This window comes from Pseudomonas sp. GM55, from assembly GCF_000282395.1.
GTDB classification, from domain to species: Bacteria; Pseudomonadota; Gammaproteobacteria; order Pseudomonadales; family Pseudomonadaceae; genus Aquipseudomonas; species Aquipseudomonas fluorescens_CC.
In genome coordinates, this window is record NZ_AKJJ01000083.1 from 64,396 (window position 1) to 83,966 (window position 19,571).

Consider the following 19,571-nt stretch of genomic DNA (forward strand, 5'->3'; position numbering starts at 1 on the left):
ATGATTAACCGCCCAGGCCTTGTGGCGGTGGTTCTTGCGGCATAATGTCGGCTTAATCGGTCAACGGCTTAATTGGCTTCATTTCTACGAGGCACCCCATGCACGTACTGGTTTGCGAAGACGATGAGCTGATCGCCAGCGGCATTGTCGCCGGCCTGACCGCCCAGGGCCTGACCGTGGAACACGTCGCCACGGCGTCCGCCGCCCGGGCGATGCTCAAGGTCGCGGAGTTCGACGTCATGGTGCTCGACCTTGGCCTGCCGGACGAAGATGGCCTCAAGCTGCTGCAACAGTTGCGCCATCAAGGCCTGGAGTTGCCGGTTTTGATTCTCACCGCGCGTGATTCGGTCACCGACCGCGTCGATGGCCTGCAAGCCGGGGCCGATGATTACCTGCTCAAGCCGTTCGACCTGCGTGAACTGGCTGCACGCTTGCACACGCTGTTGCGGCGGGTGGCGGGCCGCAGCGTCAATCTGATCGAACACGGCGCCCTGACCTACGACCCAAGTAGCCGCGAAACCACGCTCGCTGGGCAGCCGGTGGACCTGTCGCGCCGCGAGCAGTCGCTGCTGCAAGCCTTGTTGCACAACCGTGGGCGGGTGCTGTCCACCGAGCAGCTCAAGGACAGCGTCTACGGTTTTAACGACGAGCTGGAAAGCAACGCCCTCAACGTCCATATCCATCACCTGCGGCGCAAACTCGGCAATGGCATTGTCGAGACCGTGCGCGGCCTGGGCTATCGCCTGGGGCCGGCTGATGGCGGAGAAGAATCGAAGTGATGAGTCTGCGTTTGCGCCTGAGCCTGACGCTCGGCGCCGCGTTTGCGTTGATCTGGGCCCTGGCCGCGGCCTGGATGCTCAGCGATTTGCGCAATCAGATGATGTTTTCCCTCGACCAGCGCCTGGTGGCGTCGGCACGCATGGTCGTCGGCCTGATGGAGCAACTGCCGCCTGTGCCGGGCAAGGGCGAGGGCACCCACTTCAGCGCCGAACAACTGAAGATTCCGGGTGGTATGGCGTGCCAGGTCAGCTCGCTGCGCGGTGAAATCCTGGCCCGCAGTCACACCGATCCGCAACAGGCCCTGGAGGCCGAAAAACTGGGTTTTCACGATCAGATGATCGACGGTGCGCCGTGGCGCAGTTTCACATTGGCCCGGGGCGATCTGCGTATCACCACCGCCGACCGGCAGATCGAGCGTGAAGCCTTGAGCATGTCGATCCTGCTGGCCGCTTCAGTACCGGTCGGCGTGGCCTTGCTCGGGTGCCTGTGCCTGCTATGGTTGGGCATCGGCCAGGGGCTGGCGCCGCTCAACCGCATGCGCGACGCCTTGATGCGCCGTAGCGCCGACTCCCTCGAACCCTTGCAGATCCAGCCATTGCCCAGCGAGCTGCAACCCTTGCTGGACACCCAGAACCAGTTGCTCCAGCGCATCGGCAAGACCATCGAGCGCGAACGTCGCCTGACCGGGGACGCGGCCCACGAACTGCGCAGCCCGCTGACTGCGATCAAGACCCACCTGCAAGTGGCGCGGATGACCGACGGCAACGCTCGGGATCAGTCCCTGGCCCGGGCCGAAGAGGGGGCGGACCGCATGCACCGGACCCTGGAGCAATTGCTGTTGCTGGCGCGCGTCGAGGGCAGTCTGTCGTTTGACGACGGTGTGCAATGCAACGCCGAACAAGTGGCGAAACTGGCGATCCAGGACGCGGCGAGCGGCGATCGTCAACGCATCAGGTTTCAGGTGCCGGGCAAGGTCTCCGCTGCGCCTGTACAAATGCCCGCCGTGCTGTCGATTGCTGCGCTGCGCAACTTGCTTGACAACGCGCTGCGTCATACCCCCGCCGACAAAGCGGTGGAGTTGAGCCTGGAAACCACCGGCAATCGCGTGCAGTTCGTGGTGCGCGACCATGGGCCGGGGATTGCCGAAGAGGATTTGCAGCACCTGACGCAGCGCTTCTGGCGCAACGGACAGAGCACAGGTTGTGGTCTGGGCCTGGCGATTGTCCAGGCCATCGTCCAGCGTTGCGGCTGCACCTTGCATTTCGATAGCCGGCCGGACGGCTTGCGGGTTGAGCTGACGATGCCACTGCAATCCACCTGACAAACACCACATACCACTGTAGGAGCGAGCTCGCTCGCGATGGTCGATAACGATAACGCGTGCTTTCTGAATGCACGCGGTGTTCTTGAGTCCATCGCGAGCAGAGTTCGCTCCTGCAAAGGTTTGCGTATTACCGCCTAAATCCCTCAAGCGCTGATGCGTTTCCAGAACAGGAAAACCTTTTTGAGGGGTCGAGAGATGTCAGTCGCTACCAGCCTTATCCAAGATCAGCCGGCGACGTCCGCCGAGACGCTTTATCAATTCAATGAGTCGCCGCTACTGGCTCGTCAGAACCGGCAGGAATCCAATGCCCGCAGCTATCCGCGACGCATTCCCCTGGCACTCAAGCGCGCCAGGGGCATTTACGTCGAAGACGTCGAAGGCCGCACGTTCATAGACTGCCTGGCTGGTGCCGGGACCCTGGCCCTGGGGCACAACCACCCGGTGGTGATCGAAGCCATTCAACAAGTGCTGACCGATGAACTGCCATTGCACACCCTGGACCTGACCACACCGGTCAAGGACCGGTTCGTCCAGGATCTGTTCAGTCTGCTGCCGCCAGCCCTGGCCGCTGAAGCGAAGATCCAGTTCTGTGGTCCCACGGGCACCGACGCCGTGGAGGCCGCACTGAAACTGGTGCGTACCGCCACCGGTCGTAGCACCGTGATCTCGTTCCAGGGTGGCTATCACGGCATGAGTCAGGGCGCGTTGAGCCTGATGGGCAGCCTGGGGCCGAAAAAGCCCCTGGGCGCCTTGCTCGGCAGCGGCGTGCAGTTCATGCCATACCCTTACGATTACCGCTGCCCGTTCGGGCTCGGCGGTGCTGCAGGAGTCAAAGCCAACCTGAGTTACCTGGAAAACCTGCTCAACGATCCCGAGGCCGGCGTGCAATTGCCAGCGGCGGTGATCGTGGAAGTGGTGCAGGGCGAGGGCGGGGTGATCCCGGCGGATCTGGACTGGTTGCGTGGGGTGCGGCGGATCACCGAACAGGCGGGTGTCGCGCTGATCGTCGATGAAATCCAGAGCGGTTTCGCCCGCACCGGCAAGATGTTCGCCTTCGAGCATGCCGGGATCATTCCCGATGTCGTGGTGATGTCCAAGGCCATCGGCGGCAGCCTGCCGCTGGCGGTGGTGGTCTACCGCGACTGGCTCGACACCTGGCTGCCGGGCGCCCATGCGGGGACGTTCCGTGGCAATCAGATGGCCATGGCCGCCGGTTCTGCGGTGATGCGTTATCTGGTCGAAAACAAAGTCTGCGAGCATGCCGCCGCGATGGGCGAGCGCCTGGCCGAGCACCTGCGCATCCTGCAACGGGACTTCCCGCAACTGGGTGATGTTCGTGGGCGTGGCTTGATGCTCGGTGTCGAACTGGTCGACCCGACGGGTGCGCTGGATGCCCAAGGTCATCCGCCGACCTTCGCCCGCCTGGCACCACTGGTGCAGCGCGAATGCCTCAAGCGTGGCTTGATCCTGGAGCTCGGCGGCCGCCATGGCGCGGTGGTGCGCTTCCTGCCGCCACTGGTGATCACCGCTGCGGAAATCGATCGCGTGGCCGGGATTTTCGGCCGGGCCCTGGCCGCCGCCAGTCTTTAAATTTTCCGCCCAGCGGATCGTTCCTTCTACATAACGGCTGCGCACACAGCACAGCCCGCCCGAAAACGATGGAGAGACACCATGACGTCAGTATTCGACCGCGAGGACATCCTCTTTCAGGTCGTGGTCAACCACGAAGAGCAATACTCGATCTGGCCTGACTACAAAGCCGTGCCACCAGGCTGGCGCACCGTGGGCAAAAGCGGGCTGAAGAAGGAGTGCCTGGCCTACATCGAAGAAACCTGGACCGACATGCGCCCGTTGAGCCTGCGACAGAAGATGGACGAGCAGGCGGCAGTGGCGCACTGATCCGTCATGAAAAAAGAAGCCCGCTGGACTGGTGACAGTCAGCGGGCTTTTTCAGGTCTGGAGTTTGTGCACAGAAAGTTTTGTGCGACGCAGAACCTGTAGGAGCTGGCTTGCCAGCGATGGACGTTAACGATGACGAGTACTTAATGGATGAACGCGGTGCCTATGAGTTCATCGCTGGCAAGCCAGCTCCTACAGGATTACGCGCCGTTCAGCCCCTTGATGAGCAGATCCACATTCCCCTCCAGCTCCGCCACCGGGTCCTCGGCATCGGTGCTCAACACCACCAACCGGCTACCCGACCCGGTAATCACCGCTTTCAGCGCATCCGACGGCTGCCGGTGATGCAGCACCACCGCCACGCCATTGTCCTTGAGCGTTGTGCCCAATTGCTTGAGCGCTTCAGGTGTCCACTCGGCATCGGGGCGTGCGTCCTGGCCGATCAATTCCAGATTGAGACTGCCGGTCAGGTAGCTGAAGTGATCGCTGAGGCTCATCACACTGAGGTTGTCTGCATTGGCCAGCCGCGCTTCGCTGTCGGCGCTGAGCTTGAGCAAACGCTGCTTGAGTGCTGCCAGGTTGGCGTCGATTTTCGGCTTGGCCCCGGGGGTCAGGCGTACCAGGTCCGCGGCCATCACATCGGCCATGCGCCCCATGTTATTGCTGGAGAGCCACGGCTGACTGTTCAGCCCGTCGACCTTGTTGTCGGGCTGCACGGCAATGCCGGGCAGGGCGCCATCCACCGGGCGGGCGGCATCGACTTCGACAATACGGATATTGCTGCGCCGGGAGATCGGGTACAGGGGGTCATCCGGCCACAGTGAGCGCAGGTCGATCACCGCGTCGGCATCGTTCGCCAGCTTGGCCAGCGCTGGGGCGCCACGCCTGGTGAAGTAGGCGGTCTGGCGGCTGCCGGGCAGGTTGGCCGGGGCTGCGCGTTCGAGGCTGACATCGGTGCCTTTGAGCAAGACTTCACCCAGCCCATAGGTAATCGGCAAGGAGGCCAGCACCCGCAGTGGTTTACCGTTGTCGGCGGCGATGGCCGTTGTTGCCAGGCCACACAGGGCAACGGCGAGGGTCAGTTGGCGCAGTGAAAAAATCATTTATCCAAGGTTTCCTTTCAGGCTGGGGACGACGCCGCGCGCAAGGGCGGCCAGAGCGAAGGCAATACCGGCCACGAGGATGATCGCGGCGCCGGACGGAATTGGCAGGTCGAAGACTATCGGCGCGAGAATCCCGCACAGCGTGCTGACGGTGGCGATCAGCACCGAACACCAGAAAAATCCCTTCAGCGATTGACTGAGCAAGCGTGCCGCTGCCGCCGGAATCACCAGCAGGGCACCGACCAGAATCGCACCGATGACCTTCACGGCGGCGACGGTGATCAGCGTCACCAGAATCACGAACAGATAATCCAGGACCTTCACCGCCACCCCGCGCACCGCTGCCAGTTGCGGATTGAAACTGGCGAGCATGATGCGGTTGTACAAAGGCAATGCCAGGGCCATTACCAACGATCCGACGATGGTCAGCACCAGCAGGTCGTTACCGTTGACCGTCAGTACCGAGCCGAACAGCACGTTTTCCAGGATGTGCACGTTGATCTTGCCTGCCAGAATCAACAGCAGGCTCGCGCCCAGGGCCAGCGACACCGAGAGAAACACGCCGATCAAGGTATCCGGCGCCAGGCCGGTGCGGTTGCGCAGGTAGTTGAGCAGGATGCCGAACAGCAGGCAGTAGCCGAACAGACTGCCGTAGGGCCCGGTGTAGGGTTCGCCGAGCAGGATGCCGATGGCCACGCCGGTCAGGGCGGCATGGCCGACGGCTTCGGAGAAAAACGCGAAGCGCTTGACCACCACCAGTGTGCCCAGACCTCCCAGCACCGGGCCGATCAGCAGTCCGGCGATCAATGCGTTGACCACGAACCCATAGGCTAGCGCTTCGGGCAGATAACCCGACGACGCCCAGCCCTGGACCATCAGGCGAAAAGCTTCGTAACTCATCAGGCAAGGCTCCGGGGATGGGTCGAGAACAGCGTCAACAGACGCTCTGGTGTCAGCGCTTGTTGTGGCGTGGCGTCGAACAGCACCCGGCGATTGAGCCCAGTGACGTGATCGGCCAGGCGCCCGACCGCTTCCAGATCGTGCTCGATCCACAGCACGGTGATGCCCGCCGCTCGCCAGTCGCCAAGCAAGCGCTCGAACACCTGAATGCCGGCCTCATCGAGGGCGGACATCGGCTCATCGAGCACCAGCAATTGCGGCGGCGGAATCAGCCCCTGGGCCAGCAACACCCGTTGCCGTTCGCCGCCGGACAGCGCGCCCATGCGGCGCTTGCGCTTGTCCTGCATGCCCACCCGTTCAAGGGCCTCGCCAATCGCCGCCGCGTAATGCTTGCTCAAACCGAGAAACGCCGGGCGGCGCTGGCACATGGCGGCCATGAAGTCGTCAACGGTCATCGGCAAGCCCCGGTCGAACTCCAGCGCCTGTGGTACATAACCGATGGTGCCGGGCTCAAGCGGCCATTGCAGGCTCAAGCGGCCCTGGTGGGGCATTTGCCCGAGCAGGGTCTTGATCAGCGAACTCTTGCCGCCGCCGTTGGGGCCGACCAGTGCGTGCACGCTGCCGGGGCGGACTTGAAACGTCACATTGTCGAGGATCGTCGTGCGCCCGAGCGTCAGGCTGACCTCTGCAAAGTCCAGCGTCGGGCCGGGAACCTGTAGGAGCGAGCTTGCTCGCGAAAGCGGTGTGTCATTTGACGATGATGTTGACTGACTGGGCGCCTTCGCGAGCAAGCTCGCTCCTACAGAGTGTTCGGCGTTCTGGATGATGAACGTTTCTTTCGATGTCATGCGCCCGACTCCTGAATCGCCCGCACCACGGTGTCGAGGTTGCCGGTCATTTCTTTTTCGTACTTGTCGGCAGCGTATTCGCCGTAGGAAATATGCGACAGCGGATACAACTTCACGCCGGATTCGCGCTGGATGGTGTCGACGTAAGTGGAGGGAAAGTCCATCTCCGAGAAGATCACCTTCACATCCAGTTCACGCAGTTGATCGATGGTTTTTTTCAGCTGGCTCGGGCTCGGCTCGATGCCGTGGGCCGGTTCGACCACGGCTGTCACTTCCAGGCCGAACTCACGCAGCAGGTAGTCGTAGGCCGCGTGCACCGTGGCCACCCGCAGTTCGGCGTTCGGCGCCTGGGTCAGTTTGGCCAGGGCGTTGGCGCGCATCTTGCGCAGGCGCTTGCCGTAGACGCGGGCGTTCTCGGTATAGGATTTGGCGTTGGCCGGGTCGAGCTTGCCCAGCTCGCGGGCGATGTTGTTGACCTGGGCAATCGAGGCGCTGATCGACAGGAAGGTGTGGGGATTCACCACTTTGCCGGCACCGCGTGCGGCAATGCCGGTGGCGGCCAGCAGCGGCACGTTTTCGTTGGCTTCGATCACCGGGACGTTCGGGGTTTCGCTGGCGGCGATCATGCGGTCGGCGAAATCATCATGGCCGACGCCGTTGAGCACGATTACGTCCAGCCCGCTGATGCGCTTGATGTCTTCGGCGCGGGGTTCGTAGGCATGCGGGTTGAAACCGGCCGGAATCAGCGGCACAACGTCAGCCTTGTCGCCGACGATGTTCGCCACATAGCTGTAATAAGGGTGCAGGGTGATGCCGATGCGCAGGCGCTTGGCCTCATCGGCACTGGCCAGTGATGGCAGCAGGCAAGCCAGCAGGCCCGTCAGCAGCAGGCGCAGGAAAGAGCGTTGAATTGAAATTGGCATGGGAAAGCAGTCTTCTCTCGGGTGAAGGCGAGGGTTCAGTGCCGGTGCTGGCGGGTCACGCCGGCATCGAATTGCGCGACGACCTGCTGCCAGCCGGCGCTTTCGAGCGCGGTGTCGCTGAAGTCGGCCGGAGCCGTGAGCCTGTTGTCGCGGTTGAGCCAGATGTCCGGTGCGCCATCGTCGGTTGCGCTCAGGCGCAGCAGAAAAGAACCGGCGACTGTCGGCGCCCGGCTCTGGCCGAAGTAAGCCCTGTTATCCAGTATTTTCCAGACATGGTTGCCCCGGCTGACGGCGCTGGCATCCTGGGCAAACGGGGCAAAACCTTCCTCAGCGAGGGCCTCGGGAGTCGGCAGCGTTTGCTGTTCCTGGCGCAGCAAATGGATCTCGTCCAGCGTCACCCGCAAATCGGCGTAGATGCCTTGCTCGGAAGCACTGAGGTCACGGCGCGCATCCAGTTGATGGCTGCCGACGCTGTTCACCGCATGGGTTTCACCACGCCAGAACACGACCGAGCCGGCTATGGCCAAAATAATCAGGCACAGCAGCAGAACGTAGAGGGTTTCGTGACCGGCCCCGGCCGGGCGCACGAATTGGGTCGTTGGAGTGCTCATGGCGCCTCGATATCCGCTTGGTCAATTTCCACGACGTGGCCGGGGCCGGCATCGAACAGCACATAGAACTCGGCACCGGGCTTCTTGAAAGTCAGGGTCGAGTCGGCGCCAAGCTTGCCCGGCACCAGAATGGTTTCGTCGTAGCCGATCACATCGAGGGTCACTCCCGGCGCGCCGCTGCCGTCGGAAAAACCGCCGGTGCACTTGATCTGTTCGGCGTCGATGGCCTTGCATTCACACATCGGGTTGTGGGCCAGGGCGCTGGCGCTGAAGCCGGCGCAGAGCCCCAGCAACAGGGCGTTGAGTGAGCGAAAAGGGGTGATCATGGTTTGCCTCCTTGTTTGTTCAGCCAGGCGATGGTGGCGGGGGAGGCCTGGCTCAAAGGAATGGACGCCTGATGCATGGCGCCGTCCCAGCCTTCCATGGTGATCCACAGTTCGGCGTCGGCCGTGGTCTTTTCCGGGACGGGCAATGACGCGCCCATGCGGTACGGCGCGCCGAAGAAAATCACCCCGGCTGCGCGCAGGCTGCGGGGCTTGCCAATGCGCAGGTACGTGGCCTTGACCCGCCCGATACAGGCATCGCACAGCGCTGCGTTGAAGCCCTTCATGTAGCCGGCCGGGCCATCGAGCATGGGCGCGGCGTTGCGCAACTCCGCCAGGCGCAGGCTCCATGGGCCGACCTGAACTTCACCGACTTCCCGTTCGCCAAGACCACTGTCGCCACGCATCAGCGCCTCGTCGGCGAAATACTTGGGCATGAAACCGAGTGGAATCAGCAGCAACAGGACGTTCAGGTGAAAGCGCCATTTGTGCCAGAACAGGGTCAGGCGCGAGGGTTGTGCGATCGCAGTGACTTTGCTCACAGGTCGGCCTCCGACGTTTCGTTGCGGGTGGCCGGTTGCGCCGTGGTGCCGCGGTGCTTCCTGTTGCTGCGCTTGAAGGCATTGGCCGTGGCCAGTGCCGTGCGCTTGGTCCAGATCAGCAAACCGCTGAGCACCATCATGCTCAGCAGCAAGCCGAAGAACGCCCAGATCAACTTGATCCACAAGCCACCGAAGTCGCCGGTGTGCAGGGGGCGCATGGACTCGGTGACGAACTCCAGGGTCGAGCGGTCAGAAATCAGGCGCGAGGCGGCGACTTCGCCGTTGTACGGATTGAGGGTAGCGGTCTGGAACATCAGCGGATACCAACCTCGTCCCCCGACATCCAGATGGCTGTAGGCATTGCCTGGCAGGCTAACGAAACTGGCCTCCAGCCCGGAGATTTTCTGCGTGGCGATTTCAATCGCGCGATCAAGGTCGATGCGCGGCGGGGGCGAGCCATCGGGCGACAGCGGCACCGCTTCGCGGGACATGGCCGGGATGATCTTTTCCGTGGAAATGGAAATCTGATTATCGGACAGCAATGCCTGGATCAGGAACCAGGTGCCGGTGACGGAAATCACCGCGATGAACCAGATCGACCAGATACCGCTCAAGCGATGAAAGTCGCCCCAGAAAATCCGCGCACCGTGGCGAACGCGCAGGGTCGGGCGGAAAAAGCCTTTCCAGAAACGTTTGTAGACCACCAGCCCGGTGACCAGCGACGCCAGCAGCGGCAGACCGAGAAACGACACCAGGTACCAGCCCCAGCTATAGCCATTGGTAAAAGGCACCAGCCACCAGCCGTGCAGCGCCCGGGTGAAGGCGCGGAAGTTGAATTCCGGCGCGACTCCCTGGATTAAACCGCTGTACGGATTGACATAAATCACCACCGAGCGCCCGTCGGGGTAGCTGACTTCGACATCCAGGGCGAAGTGCGACTCGTCGGGGCGGCTGATGCTCTGCACCACGGTCTGCGGTTCAACCCGGTTGATGGCTTCGATGACCTGCTGATAGCTGAGCAGTGGTGCATCGTCCGAGGGCTGGCTGGCACGCATTGGCGGATTGGCCAGCCAGACGATTTCCTGGCTGAGCACCGCCAGGGTGCCGGTCACGCAGACGATCAGCACGAAAAACCAGATTGGCAGCGCCAGCCAGCTATGGACCAGGAACCAGATTTTTGAACGGGACTTCTTTGACATGTTGGAGGTCTTGCCTGGATGAGAGGCAGCTCGGCTGCGGGCTTCGCAGGGATGAGCGCCCTGAAGGTCCAGTCGTGGCTTTTGCCTACGCGAAAGGACTGCATCTAGGTAGGACGGATGAGCAGGGGAAATCCCGAAAGGGGAAATGAAAGAAAATGTTTCGCGAGAGGCAGAGAGGCAGAGAGGCAGAGAGGCAGAGAGGCAGGGCAACCTGCGCAGGGTTTACATTCACTGGAGATCAAACGGTGGGAGCGGGCTTGCTCGCGAAGGCGCAGTGTCAGTCGACATCGCTATTGGATGCGCCGGCCTCATCGCGGGCAAGCCCGCTCCCACAGGGGCCTTCAGTGGCCACAAGTCCCGCGTAAGATCGGGGACCCAATGTGGGAGCGAGCCTGCTCGCGAAGAGGCCCGCTCAAACCTGAAGATTTCAACCCTGAGCAAACATCTCCTTCGCCCGTTGCTCGATCTGTTCCTGGGTCAGGTCTTCCTTGCGCGTGGCCAGGAACCACAGGTGCCCATAGGGATCCTTCAAGGTGCCTGAGCGGTCGCCGTAGAATTGATCCTTGACCTCCGATACCACGGTCGCGCCGGCATCGATGGCCTGTTTGTAGGACTTGTCGACATCTGTCACGTACAAATGCAAACCCACGGACGGCGAATTATCCGGATTGCTCAGTGGCCCTTGATCGCACGGTGTGCCCAGCATGATCGGACAATCGCCGATGCGCAGTTCGGCGTGACCGACACCGCCATCGGGCATGTTCAGGCGCATGACTTCAATGGCGCCGAAGGCTTTCTTGTAGAAGGCGATGGCTTCGGCGGCCTTGTTGATGCCCAGATAGGGGGTGATGCTGTGATACCCCTCTGGAATGGGTTTGACGCTCATGATGGATCTCCCTGTTCTTGTTGTCTGAATGGAAAGTGCTTGTGCCATTACATGGCCGAATAAATATAGGCCAGCCGCTTTCACCTCACCGAGCGCCCGACGAGCAGCAATGTCACATAAGTGCCATCAGGCCGGCTCCAACCAGTGCGCTCCCGGCCCGCGTTCTCCCAGCACATCGCCTGCGTTGCAGTCTGGTGGGCCAGTACTGATCAGGACAATGATCGCCATTTCCTGATAGCCACTATTGAAAGCGTTGATTTCTGCTGCCCGGGAGGCGCGGGTAGCCTGTGTTCATTGCCTCGAACCCAGTCGCCAGGACGCCAGAAATGAAACCGATGATCGCCACTTTGCTGATGCTCGCCGTCTCCGTACTCGCCGGATGTGCCAGTCATGTTTCCCCGGAGCTTCGCCCTTACACGGCTGAAGAAACCAGGGAATTGGCGCTGGAAGCGCTGAACCGCCGCGGGTTGTCCTTCGACGAGTACCACGCGAAAAAAGCCGAACTGCTCGGCCAGCCGAAAAAGTCGTTCGGCTTCGACAACCAGGGTGAAATGAACGCCGGGCGATCTGTACAGCTTCACGGTCGTCCAAGCTGAGGCGAAACTGTACTGGTCCAAGTTTCGCGTAACTGTCCATGGGTTTCGCCCAAGGTGTGCGATAGGGTCAACACCTGACCGACCCTGACGGACTACCCCCCATGACGCTCTCACTCGACCTGTTGCTGGGCTTCGCCCTGTTCGCCCTCGTCACCTCGATCACACCTGGCCCGAACAACACCATGTTGCTGGCATCCGGGGTGAACTTCGGCTTCAACCGCACGATTCCGCACATGCTCGGCATCACTTGTGGCTTCTTCGTACTGGTGGTGGCGGTCGGTTTCGGCCTGGGCGCGGTGTTCCAGACTTACCCTTTGCTCTACACCGTGCTGCGCTATGTGGGGGCGGCGTATTTGCTGTACCTGGCGTGGAAAATCGCCCATTCCGGGCCGATGTCGGAGAGCCAGCAGGGCGAGGCGAAACCGATCAGTTATCTGGGCGCCGCCGCATTCCAGTGGGTCAATCCCAAGGCCTGGATCATGGCCATTGGTGCCATCAGCACCTACACGCCGATGCAGGGTTACTTCACCAATGTGATCGTGATTGCGGCCGTTTTTGCCATCATCAACCTGCCGAGCGTCGGTGTCTGGGCCGCTTGCGGCACGCTGTTGCGCAACGTTCTGAAGGATCGCCGCTGGCTGCGCCTGTTCAATTGGGGCATGGCCGCGCTGCTCGTGGGTTCGCTGTATCCGCTGATGCTCGAAAGCTTTAGCTGACGCATTGCTTCAACCGGTTGCCCGATGCCTGTTAAGCTGACTTTTCAGGAGCGTTCCTACGCACTATTAAATGAAGTAGTCCTTCTTTAACGGCATCCGATCAGGTATTGGTAACGTTCTGAAAACAGCGCGCAGCTCACAAGGCTGCGCTTTGCCGTTTACAGTCACGAGCTTCCTGATCCCGGAACACGCTCTGCGAGTCTTTTATGAATAAACGTCCGTTGTATTTCGATTACGCCGCCACCACGCCGGTGGATGAGCGGGTCATCAAGGTGATGGTCGAGTGTCTGGGTTTTTCCGGCAATTTCGGCAACCCTGCTTCAAGCTCCCACGCCTTCGGCCAACAGGCCCGGCAATCGGTCGAACTGGCGCGACGCCAGGTCGCCGAACTGATCGGCGCGACGCCCGAGCAGATCGTCTGGACTTCAGGTGCTACCGAATCCAACAACCTCGCGCTCAAGGGCGTGACTCAGGCCCGTGGCGCTGGCGGCGGCCATATCATCACCAGCCAGATCGAACACAAGGCCATTCTCGATACCGCCAGACAACTGCAGGATGCCGGTGTGGCCGTGACGTATCTGGTGCCGGACGCCGATGGCCTGATCACCGCGCAAGCGGTCAGCGAAGCCATGCGCGAGGACACCTTTCTGGTGTCGCTGATGCTGGTCAACAACGAACTGGGTACGCTCAACGATATTCCCGCCATCGGCCAGGTGGTGCGTGACCGCGGAGCGTTGTTCCATGTCGACGCCGCACAGGGCGCGGGCAAAGTGGCGATCGACCTCGCGCAGTGGCCGGTGGACCTGATGTCGTTTTCCGCGCACAAGCTCTATGGCCCCAAAGGCATCGGTGCGTTGTACGTCGGTCCGCGTGCACACCAACGATTGCAGGCGCAGATCCATGGCGGCGGGCATGAGGGCGGGTTGCGTTCCGGCACCCTGGCGACCCATCAGATTGTGGCCATGGGTTCGGCATTCGCTCTGGCGGCAGCGTCCTTCGATGAAGAGAAAGCCATCATCGTGCGTTTGCGTGAGCGCTTGCTCGAGCAATTGCACAGTATTCCCGGCGTGCGGCTCAACGGCAGCCCGACCCAACGCATCCCCCATACCCTGAGCCTGACCTTCAGTGAAGGCGAGTTCAACCCGGTAGCGTTGCAGGCCTCGATCGCGTTTTCCGCGACCTCGGCCTGCAATTCCGCGAGCAATACCCCATCCCATGTGCTGCTGGCCCTGGGGCATGACGCCCGCTCGGCCAGTCGCACCATCCGCTTGAGCCTCGGGCGTTTCACCACCGAGCAGGATATCGACCAGGCGGTTCAACTGATCAAGGCAGCCTGCGCCAGTGCTCCGGCATTCTGGCAATAGGGCGACGAAGCGCCGACGTTGATCGGCACTCAACAATAATGATGAAGTGGTTAGCAGGAGACACGATGAATACGCAGCTTTCGATCAATGGATCTGTGCCCCAGCGCCTGGCGCAAACCCGTGAACTGATGAGCCGGGAGGGCATTCACGCCTTGCTGGTGCCGTCGGCCGACCCGCACCTGTCCGAATACCTGCCGGGTTACTGGCAGGGGCGTCAGTGGTTGTCGGGTTTCCATGGTTCGGTCGGCACCTTGATCGTGACCCCGGATTTTGCCGGCGTCTGGGCCGACAGCCGTTATTGGGAACAGGCGACCAAGGAACTCAAGGGCAGCGGTATTGATCTGGTCAAGCTGCAACCGGGTCAGCCCGGGCCATTGGAATGGCTGGCCGAGCAAACCCCCGAAGGTGGCGTGGTCGCGGTCGATGGCGCGGTCATGGCCGTGGCTTCGGCACGGACCCTGGGCGGTAAACTTGAGGAGCGTGGTGCCCGTCTGCGCACCGACATCGACCTGTTGAGCGGAGTCTGGAGCGACCGTCCAAGCCTGCCGGACGAACCGATCTATCAGCACTTGCCACCACAGGCGACCGTCGGCCGTGGCGAAAAACTCGCCAAACTGCGTGAAACCCTTCAGGCGCGGGGTGCCGACTGGCATTTTATCGCCACCCTCGATGACATCGCCTGGCTGTTCAACCTGCGTGGCGGCGACGTGTCGTTCAACCCGGTGTTTGTTTCTTTCGCCTTGATCAATCAGCAACAGGCCACGCTGTTTGTCGCCTTGAGCAAAGTCAGCGCCGAGTTGCGTGCAATCCTCGAACAGGACGGGGTGACCTTGCGCGATTACAGCGAAGTCGCTGCCGCACTGCGCGCCGTGCCGAGCGGCGCGAGCTTGCAAGTCGACCCTGCGCGGGTCACGGCGGGGTTGCTGGACAATCTCGACAGCGGGGTGAAACTGATCGAAGGCCTGAACCCGACGACCCTGGCCAAATCGCAAAAAAGCCTGGCCGATGCCGAGCACATCCGTCAGGCCATGGAACAGGACGGTGCAGCGCTGTGCGAATTCTTCGCCTGGCTGGACTCGGCGCTGGGCCGCGAGCGCATCACCGAACTGACCATCGACGAAAAACTCACCGCCGCTCGTGAGCGCCGTCCGGATTATGTGTCGCTGAGTTTCAACACCATCGCCGCGTTCAACGCCAATGGCGCGATGCCGCACTACCACGCTACCGAAGAAGAACATGCGGTAATCGAAGGGGACGGTCTGCTGTTGATCGACTCCGGCGGCCAGTACCTGGGCGGCACCACCGACATCACGCGGATGGTTGCGGTGGGCACCCCGACCGATGAGCAAAAACGCGATTGCACTCGCGTGCTCAAGGGCGTGATTGCCTTGTCCCGCGCGCAGTTCCCCAAAGGCATCCTGTCGCCACTGCTCGATGCTATCGCCCGTGCGCCCATCTGGGCGGAAAGTGTCGACTACGGTCACGGCACCGGTCATGGCGTCGGTTACTTCCTGAACGTCCACGAAGGTCCGCAAGTCATCGCCTATCAAGCCGCACCTGCACCGCAAACCGCGATGCAACCCGGCATGATCACCTCCATTGAGCCGGGCACCTATCGTCCGGGTCGTTGGGGTGTGCGCATTGAAAACCTGGCGATGAACCGTGAGGCGGGCAAAAGCGAATTCGGCGAGTTCCTGAAGTTCGAAACATTGACCCTGTGCCCGATCGACACGCGTTGCCTGGAGGTATCGCTGTTGTCCGAGGAGGAGAAGCAGTGGTTCAACGCTTACCACGCCGAAGTGCGCGAACGCTTGAGCCCGTTGGTCGAGGGTGCCGCACTCGAGTGGCTGAATACCCGCACCGCCGCTGTTTGATCGGGTGCTGCTATTTGTTTCGATACAGCTCAGGCGCTTTTCCAGCGCCTGAGCTGTATGGTCGACAAAGGGGCGGTTTGCGGTCGAGATTCAACTCAAGGCTTCGAGCACGAAATCCAGTCGATCCTGGCCGAAGTACAGCTGGTTGTCGACAAACATGCTTGGGGCTCCGAATACGCCTCGCTTTACGGCTTTTTCGGTGTTGTCCTTGAGCAGGGCTTTGACTTCTTCATCGGCGGTCAGGGCCAGGACCTCTTGTGGGTCGAAGCCGTTTTCGCTGAGCACTGCTGCGACGGTTGCCGGTTCATCCAGGCTGCGACCGTCGACCCAAATGGCCTTGAACAGGCAATCGATGAAGGCGGCAAAGCGCTCAGGGTGGCGCAACTGCATGCCTGTTACAGCACGCATGAGCATCAAGGTGTTGATCGGGAAGTGAGGATTGAATTTCAGAGGCACGCCATAGCGCTTGGCGTATCGGTCCAGATCCTGAAACATGTAACGGCCCTTGGCCGGTACCGTCACCGGAGAGGCGTTGCCAGTGGCTTTGAACACTCCGCCCAGCAACAGCGGAATGTAGATCAACCGGGTGTCGGTCTGTGCGCAGATCTTCGGTAGCTGGGTGTAGGCCAGATAGGTGGCGGGGCTGCCGAGGTCGAAGTAGAACTCCACGGTTTTGCTCATGTTCAAGGCTCTCGTCTTATTGTTGTGTCGCAGAAGTTACCAGCGTTCGCTCCAGGGGCGAAGATCCAGCTCGAAGGTCCAGGCATCGCGTGGCTGGCTGTGCAGGTACCAGTAATTTTCGGCGATATGCTCGGGATTGAGGATGCCATCCTGATCCTTGGTGGCGTATTTTTCGGGGAAACTTTCACGAATGAAGTCGGTATCGATGGCGCCGTCGACGACGATATGGGCAACGTGAATATTCATTGGCCCTAGCTCACGGGCCATGCTTTGCGCCAGTGCACGAATGCCGTGCTTGGCTCCCGCAAATGCGGCGAATCCGGCAGCGCCACGCATGCCTGCGGTGGCTCCGGTGAACAGGATCGTGCCCCGCTGGCGCCTGGCCATGCGCTTGGCGACTTCACGGGCGTTGAGGAAACCGGAAAAACAGGCCATTTCCCAGATCTTGAAATACTTGCGGGCGGTTTCTTCGAGAATGCTGCACGGCACGTTGGCGCCGATGTTGAAGACAAATGCTTCGATGGGGCCGACCTGGTTTTCGATCTGTTCGACCAGGTCGATCACGTCTTCCTCCTTGCGTGCATCGCAGGCAAAACCGTGGGCCTCGCCGCCATCAGCCTTGATGGCATCCACCAGTGGCTGGAGTTTGTCCGCACTGCGGCGAGTGACGCAGGCGACAAAACCCTCCTGGGCAAAACGCTTGGCAATGGCGCCGCCCGTGGCATCACCTGCACCGACGACCAGTACGACCTTCTTGTTATTCATGGGTGGATCCCCTATTGGTAAACGATCGTTAACTGAACGAACGTTATGCTACGATTCGACAGGCGTCAAGGTGAGCGATCTAGGGAGAAGGGCAATGCGTTATTCGGCCAGTCACAAGCTGGAAACCAGGCAACGGCTGCTGGAAAGCAGTGCTGTATCGGCCAAGAAGTCCGGATTCTCAACGGTGGGCGTGGACGGCCTGATGAAAGCGATTGGCTTGAGTGGCGGCGCCTTTTACAGCCACTTCTCGTCGAAAGACGAGTTGTTCGCAACCATTGTCGAACGTGAGCTGGGGCAAAGTCTGGCGCGACTGGGGGAAGGGCAGGACCGTGACAAGCTTGAGCGCTGCTTGAAACTGTACCTGAGCATGTCGCACGTCGAGAATCCGGAAACCGGTTGTGCATTACCGGCATTGGGGGCGGAAATTGCCCGTTCCGACGTGACTGTCCGCCAACAGGCAGAGCACTGGATTTGTCGGCTCCAGGAAAGTTGGGCGGGTGTTCTGCAAAGCGACAGCCTGGCGTGGGCGATTCTGTCGCAATGTATTGGCGCACTGGTCGTAGCGCGCATGCTGGCTAGCCCGGATATCCAGCGCACTGTGCTGAAGTCCAGCTATGAGGAAATTGGCCGTCAGATCGCAAGTCCGAGAACCTGACGCGACGGCCCTGTCTATTTGCAGATGACAATCATGCTGCGGCTGGTATAACCCGCAGGATTGAGGCCAAACGGATAATCGCCGGGCTCTTCCACGGCATCTCCCGACTTGGCAATGACCTTGTATCCCTTGGGCGCGCAGGAGTTGGCGGCGCTGGCGTAGCACTTGTCCCAGGACGAAGACAGTCCGGAACAGTTGATGTGTAACCCTTTCTTGCCGTGCTTGATCTGTGTTTTTGATGTCGCTGCGCAGCCCGCAATTGCAAGTACGGCGATCAGTATCAAAATTCGTTTCATTACTGTCCTTATAGCGTCCCCGGATCTTGTGCCCGGGTCTGGCTGCATTCGCTTTCGATTGACGCCTATCGATATCCCTATCTGAAGTTGTCCATGGTATGACCCAGGGGGGCGGGGCTAAACATGGCCTAATTGAGCGGCAAATACCAGAGCCGTGTCATATCTGCTTTCAATCTGCCGCTACTGCCGGTCTGGCGGCAGTGCTCATGGTCATGGTCGCACCGACGGATGCCAGAATGATGCACAGGATTGCCATCCACTGCGACAGCGAGAGGTATTCGTGAAGGAACAGCAAGCCCGATAACGCGCCGAAGGCGGGCTCAATGCTCATCAGTGTGCCGAAGGTTCTGGCAGGCATGCGGGTCAGAGCGACCATCTCCAGGGTGTAGGGGAGGGCTGTTGACAAGACGGCGACGCCAAGGGCCACAGGGATCAATGAAGGGGTCAGCAACGCGGAGCCAGCATGGACAATACCGATAGGGGCTACGAAGAGCGCCGCGATCATGACCCCCAGTGCGGCGGTTTGCACACCATTATCGGCCCCCGCTTTTTGCCCGAACAGAATGTACAGTGCCCAGCAGATCCCGGCACCCAAGGCATAACCGGCGCCTACCAGATCGATGCCTGCGGTCGCTTCTCCTGTCGGTATCAGTAACAGCAAGCCGACGGCAGCCAGAGCGATCCACAAAAAGTCGATCGCGCGACGCGAGGCGTAGATCGCCACGGCCAATGGGCCGGTGAATTCAAGTGCCACCGCAATGCCCAGCGGGACGGTTTGCAATGACATATAGAAGAGGAAGTTCATGCCGCCCAGCGCCATTCCATAGACGATGACAGTGCGCAGGGATCTTGCGGTGAGCTTTGCCCGCCATGGACGCAGTATCAGCATCATGATCACGCTGGCAAAAATCAGTCGTAATGTTGTCGTCCCTTGAGGGCCAACAACCGAGAACATGCTTTTGGCCAGGGAAGCTCCGGACTGGATCGACGCCATGGCTATGAGCAGCAGCCCAACCGAGAACAGAGTTGAGGCGAGGCTGCGAGGCTGATCATTCATTGCGTGGCATCGTCCGAAAAGAGGAAATAGGGGTATTTCTCTAGCTGTTGGGCAATATATTGCGCACTCCCCGCAGGCGCGTCTATATATAAGCAGTGTTTTTGCGCATATCGGTAGAAAACCGGAATCAGTGCTTGACGGCAGATTCTGGAGGCCTATAATTCGCCCCACTTCCGGCGCAGTCGAAACGGAAAACTCCTTGTAGAACAATGAGTTATGCAGGTTTCGG

General features: G+C 60.9%; 22 protein-coding genes. 9 read left to right on the top strand and 13 right to left on the bottom strand.

From position 1 onward, the window contains the following. The first annotated feature begins 98 nt into the window (after window positions 1-98). The 4 genes from PMI31_RS21055 (at window position 99) to PMI31_RS21070 (ending at window position 4,003) form a co-directional block, all read left to right on the top strand. On the top strand, window positions 99-779 hold the full coding sequence (locus PMI31_RS21055; protein WP_008020398.1) for a response regulator: 681 nt from the start codon (window positions 99-101) through the stop codon (window positions 777-779). Beyond that, entirely contained in the window at window positions 776-2,101 is a 1,326-nt protein-coding gene (locus tag PMI31_RS21060; RefSeq protein ID WP_008020399.1) for an ATP-binding protein, read from the top strand. The genes PMI31_RS21055 and PMI31_RS21060 overlap by 4 nt, the downstream gene beginning before the upstream one ends. A gap of 198 nt (window positions 2,102-2,299) precedes the next feature. Further along, a complete protein-coding gene (locus PMI31_RS21065; protein ID WP_008020401.1) occupies window positions 2,300-3,694 on the top strand; it encodes an aspartate aminotransferase family protein in 1,395 nt (464 codons plus the stop codon). 81 nt (window positions 3,695-3,775) lie between these two features. After that, complete coding sequence (locus PMI31_RS21070; RefSeq protein WP_008020403.1) at window positions 3,776-4,003, top strand: MbtH family protein; 228 nt, start codon at window positions 3,776-3,778, stop codon at window positions 4,001-4,003. A 200-nt stretch (window positions 4,004-4,203) separates the two neighbouring features. On the opposite strand, the gene PMI31_RS21075 is transcribed toward PMI31_RS21070, so the two are convergent. From PMI31_RS21075 to PMI31_RS21115, 9 genes are all read right to left on the bottom strand, one after another. After that, entirely contained in the window at window positions 4,204-5,106 is a 903-nt protein-coding gene (locus tag PMI31_RS21075; RefSeq protein ID WP_008020405.1) for a metal ABC transporter substrate-binding protein, read from the bottom strand. Continuing rightward, window positions 5,107-6,006, bottom strand: a complete 900-nt coding sequence (locus tag PMI31_RS21080; RefSeq protein ID WP_008020407.1) for a metal ABC transporter permease — start codon at window positions 6,004-6,006, stop codon at window positions 5,107-5,109. Continuing rightward, window positions 6,006-6,854 carry a metal ABC transporter ATP-binding protein gene (locus PMI31_RS21085; protein ID WP_008020409.1) on the bottom strand — a complete coding sequence of 283 codons (849 nt, stop codon included), beginning with the start codon at window positions 6,852-6,854 and terminating at the stop codon, window positions 6,006-6,008. Before PMI31_RS21085 ends, PMI31_RS21080 begins: the two co-directional genes overlap by 1 nt. After that, on the bottom strand, window positions 6,851-7,777 hold the full coding sequence (locus tag PMI31_RS21090) for a metal ABC transporter substrate-binding protein (protein ID WP_008020411.1): 927 nt from the start codon (window positions 7,775-7,777) through the stop codon (window positions 6,851-6,853). The genes PMI31_RS21085 and PMI31_RS21090 overlap by 4 nt, the downstream gene beginning before the upstream one ends. A gap of 35 nt (window positions 7,778-7,812) precedes the next feature. Next, window positions 7,813-8,388 (bottom strand): DUF6162 family protein, encoded by a 576-nt coding sequence (locus PMI31_RS21095; protein ID WP_008020414.1) that lies wholly within the window; start codon window positions 8,386-8,388, stop codon window positions 7,813-7,815. Next, window positions 8,385-8,714, bottom strand: a complete 330-nt coding sequence (locus tag PMI31_RS21100; protein WP_008020417.1) for a hypothetical protein — start codon at window positions 8,712-8,714, stop codon at window positions 8,385-8,387. The genes PMI31_RS21095 and PMI31_RS21100 overlap by 4 nt, the downstream gene beginning before the upstream one ends. Next, complete coding sequence (locus PMI31_RS21105) at window positions 8,711-9,253, bottom strand: hypothetical protein (RefSeq protein WP_008020418.1); 543 nt, start codon at window positions 9,251-9,253, stop codon at window positions 8,711-8,713. The genes PMI31_RS21100 and PMI31_RS21105 overlap by 4 nt, the downstream gene beginning before the upstream one ends. Next, a complete protein-coding gene (locus tag PMI31_RS21110; protein WP_008020421.1) occupies window positions 9,250-10,452 on the bottom strand; it encodes a PepSY-associated TM helix domain-containing protein in 1,203 nt (400 codons plus the stop codon). The genes PMI31_RS21105 and PMI31_RS21110 overlap by 4 nt, the downstream gene beginning before the upstream one ends. 427 nt (window positions 10,453-10,879) lie before the next feature. Further along, window positions 10,880-11,338, bottom strand: a complete 459-nt coding sequence (locus tag PMI31_RS21115) for a VOC family protein (protein WP_008020423.1) — start codon at window positions 11,336-11,338, stop codon at window positions 10,880-10,882. Between the two features lie 326 nt (window positions 11,339-11,664). Here PMI31_RS21115 and PMI31_RS21120 point away from each other — a divergent pair, with 326 nt between their 5' ends. From PMI31_RS21120 to PMI31_RS21135, 4 genes are all read left to right on the top strand, one after another. Further along, on the top strand, window positions 11,665-11,934 hold the full coding sequence (locus PMI31_RS21120; RefSeq protein WP_008020425.1) for a hypothetical protein: 270 nt from the start codon (window positions 11,665-11,667) through the stop codon (window positions 11,932-11,934). Window positions 11,935-12,035: 101 nt separating this feature from the next. After that, window positions 12,036-12,650: a LysE family translocator gene (locus PMI31_RS21125; RefSeq protein ID WP_008020426.1), complete on the top strand. Its 615-nt coding sequence runs from the start codon at window positions 12,036-12,038 to the stop codon at window positions 12,648-12,650. A gap of 206 nt (window positions 12,651-12,856) precedes the next feature. Next, window positions 12,857-14,014 (top strand): cysteine desulfurase family protein, encoded by a 1,158-nt coding sequence (locus PMI31_RS21130; RefSeq protein ID WP_008020428.1) that lies wholly within the window; start codon window positions 12,857-12,859, stop codon window positions 14,012-14,014. A 65-nt stretch (window positions 14,015-14,079) separates the two neighbouring features. Beyond that, a complete protein-coding gene (locus PMI31_RS21135; protein ID WP_008020430.1) occupies window positions 14,080-15,888 on the top strand; it encodes an aminopeptidase P family protein in 1,809 nt (602 codons plus the stop codon). 90 nt (window positions 15,889-15,978) lie between these two features. Here the strand turns inward: PMI31_RS21135 and PMI31_RS21140 are convergent, their stop codons facing one another. Both PMI31_RS21140 and PMI31_RS21145 read right to left on the bottom strand, forming a co-directional pair. Continuing rightward, on the bottom strand, window positions 15,979-16,569 hold the full coding sequence (locus PMI31_RS21140; RefSeq protein ID WP_008020432.1) for a 2-hydroxychromene-2-carboxylate isomerase: 591 nt from the start codon (window positions 16,567-16,569) through the stop codon (window positions 15,979-15,981). A 36-nt stretch (window positions 16,570-16,605) separates the two neighbouring features. Beyond that, the gene (locus PMI31_RS21145) at window positions 16,606-17,334 is read right to left on the bottom strand and encodes an SDR family oxidoreductase (protein WP_008020435.1); all 729 of its coding nucleotides are present in this window, start codon (window positions 17,332-17,334) and stop codon (window positions 16,606-16,608) included. Window positions 17,335-17,428: 94 nt separating this feature from the next. Here PMI31_RS21145 and PMI31_RS21150 point away from each other — a divergent pair, with 94 nt between their 5' ends. Further along, window positions 17,429-17,989 carry a TetR/AcrR family transcriptional regulator gene (locus tag PMI31_RS21150; RefSeq protein WP_008020437.1) on the top strand — a complete coding sequence of 187 codons (561 nt, stop codon included), beginning with the start codon at window positions 17,429-17,431 and terminating at the stop codon, window positions 17,987-17,989. A 14-nt stretch (window positions 17,990-18,003) separates the two neighbouring features. Here PMI31_RS21150 and PMI31_RS21155 read toward each other — a convergent pair whose 3' ends face one another. Together PMI31_RS21155 and rhtA are read right to left on the bottom strand one after the other, a co-directional pair. Beyond that, window positions 18,004-18,285 (bottom strand): hypothetical protein, encoded by a 282-nt coding sequence (locus tag PMI31_RS21155; RefSeq protein ID WP_007990112.1) that lies wholly within the window; start codon window positions 18,283-18,285, stop codon window positions 18,004-18,006. A 169-nt stretch (window positions 18,286-18,454) separates the two neighbouring features. Further along, on the bottom strand, window positions 18,455-19,342 hold the full coding sequence (gene rhtA / locus PMI31_RS21160) for a threonine/homoserine exporter RhtA (RefSeq protein ID WP_008020439.1): 888 nt from the start codon (window positions 19,340-19,342) through the stop codon (window positions 18,455-18,457). Window positions 19,343-19,571 lie beyond the last annotated feature (229 nt).

Coding starts and splice junctions, on each gene's coding strand:
- PMI31_RS21150 (WP_008020437.1), top strand. CDS start 17,429: ATGCGTTATTCGGCCAGTCACAAGCTGGAAACCAGGCAACGGCTGCTG.
- PMI31_RS21090 (WP_008020411.1), bottom strand. CDS start 7,777: ATGCCAATTTCAATTCAACGCTCTTTCCTGCGCCTGCTGCTGACGGGC.
- PMI31_RS21085 (WP_008020409.1), bottom strand. CDS start 6,854: ATGACATCGAAAGAAACGTTCATCATCCAGAACGCCGAACACTCTGTA.
- PMI31_RS21145 (WP_008020435.1), bottom strand. CDS start 17,334: ATGAATAACAAGAAGGTCGTACTGGTCGTCGGTGCAGGTGATGCCACG.
- PMI31_RS21120 (WP_008020425.1), top strand. CDS start 11,665: ATGAAACCGATGATCGCCACTTTGCTGATGCTCGCCGTCTCCGTACTC.
- PMI31_RS21140 (WP_008020432.1), bottom strand. CDS start 16,569: ATGAGCAAAACCGTGGAGTTCTACTTCGACCTCGGCAGCCCCGCCACC.
- PMI31_RS21070 (WP_008020403.1), top strand. CDS start 3,776: ATGACGTCAGTATTCGACCGCGAGGACATCCTCTTTCAGGTCGTGGTC.
- rhtA (WP_008020439.1), bottom strand. CDS start 19,342: ATGAATGATCAGCCTCGCAGCCTCGCCTCAACTCTGTTCTCGGTTGGG.
- PMI31_RS21130 (WP_008020428.1), top strand. CDS start 12,857: ATGAATAAACGTCCGTTGTATTTCGATTACGCCGCCACCACGCCGGTG.
- PMI31_RS21115 (WP_008020423.1), bottom strand. CDS start 11,338: ATGAGCGTCAAACCCATTCCAGAGGGGTATCACAGCATCACCCCCTAT.
- PMI31_RS21125 (WP_008020426.1), top strand. CDS start 12,036: ATGACGCTCTCACTCGACCTGTTGCTGGGCTTCGCCCTGTTCGCCCTC.
- PMI31_RS21100 (WP_008020417.1), bottom strand. CDS start 8,714: ATGATCACCCCTTTTCGCTCACTCAACGCCCTGTTGCTGGGGCTCTGC.
- PMI31_RS21110 (WP_008020421.1), bottom strand. CDS start 10,452: ATGTCAAAGAAGTCCCGTTCAAAAATCTGGTTCCTGGTCCATAGCTGG.
- PMI31_RS21155 (WP_007990112.1), bottom strand. CDS start 18,285: ATGAAACGAATTTTGATACTGATCGCCGTACTTGCAATTGCGGGCTGC.
- PMI31_RS21080 (WP_008020407.1), bottom strand. CDS start 6,006: ATGAGTTACGAAGCTTTTCGCCTGATGGTCCAGGGCTGGGCGTCGTCG.
- PMI31_RS21055 (WP_008020398.1), top strand. CDS start 99: ATGCACGTACTGGTTTGCGAAGACGATGAGCTGATCGCCAGCGGCATT.
- PMI31_RS21065 (WP_008020401.1), top strand. CDS start 2,300: ATGTCAGTCGCTACCAGCCTTATCCAAGATCAGCCGGCGACGTCCGCC.
- PMI31_RS21075 (WP_008020405.1), bottom strand. CDS start 5,106: ATGATTTTTTCACTGCGCCAACTGACCCTCGCCGTTGCCCTGTGTGGC.
- PMI31_RS21095 (WP_008020414.1), bottom strand. CDS start 8,388: ATGAGCACTCCAACGACCCAATTCGTGCGCCCGGCCGGGGCCGGTCAC.
- PMI31_RS21135 (WP_008020430.1), top strand. CDS start 14,080: ATGAATACGCAGCTTTCGATCAATGGATCTGTGCCCCAGCGCCTGGCG.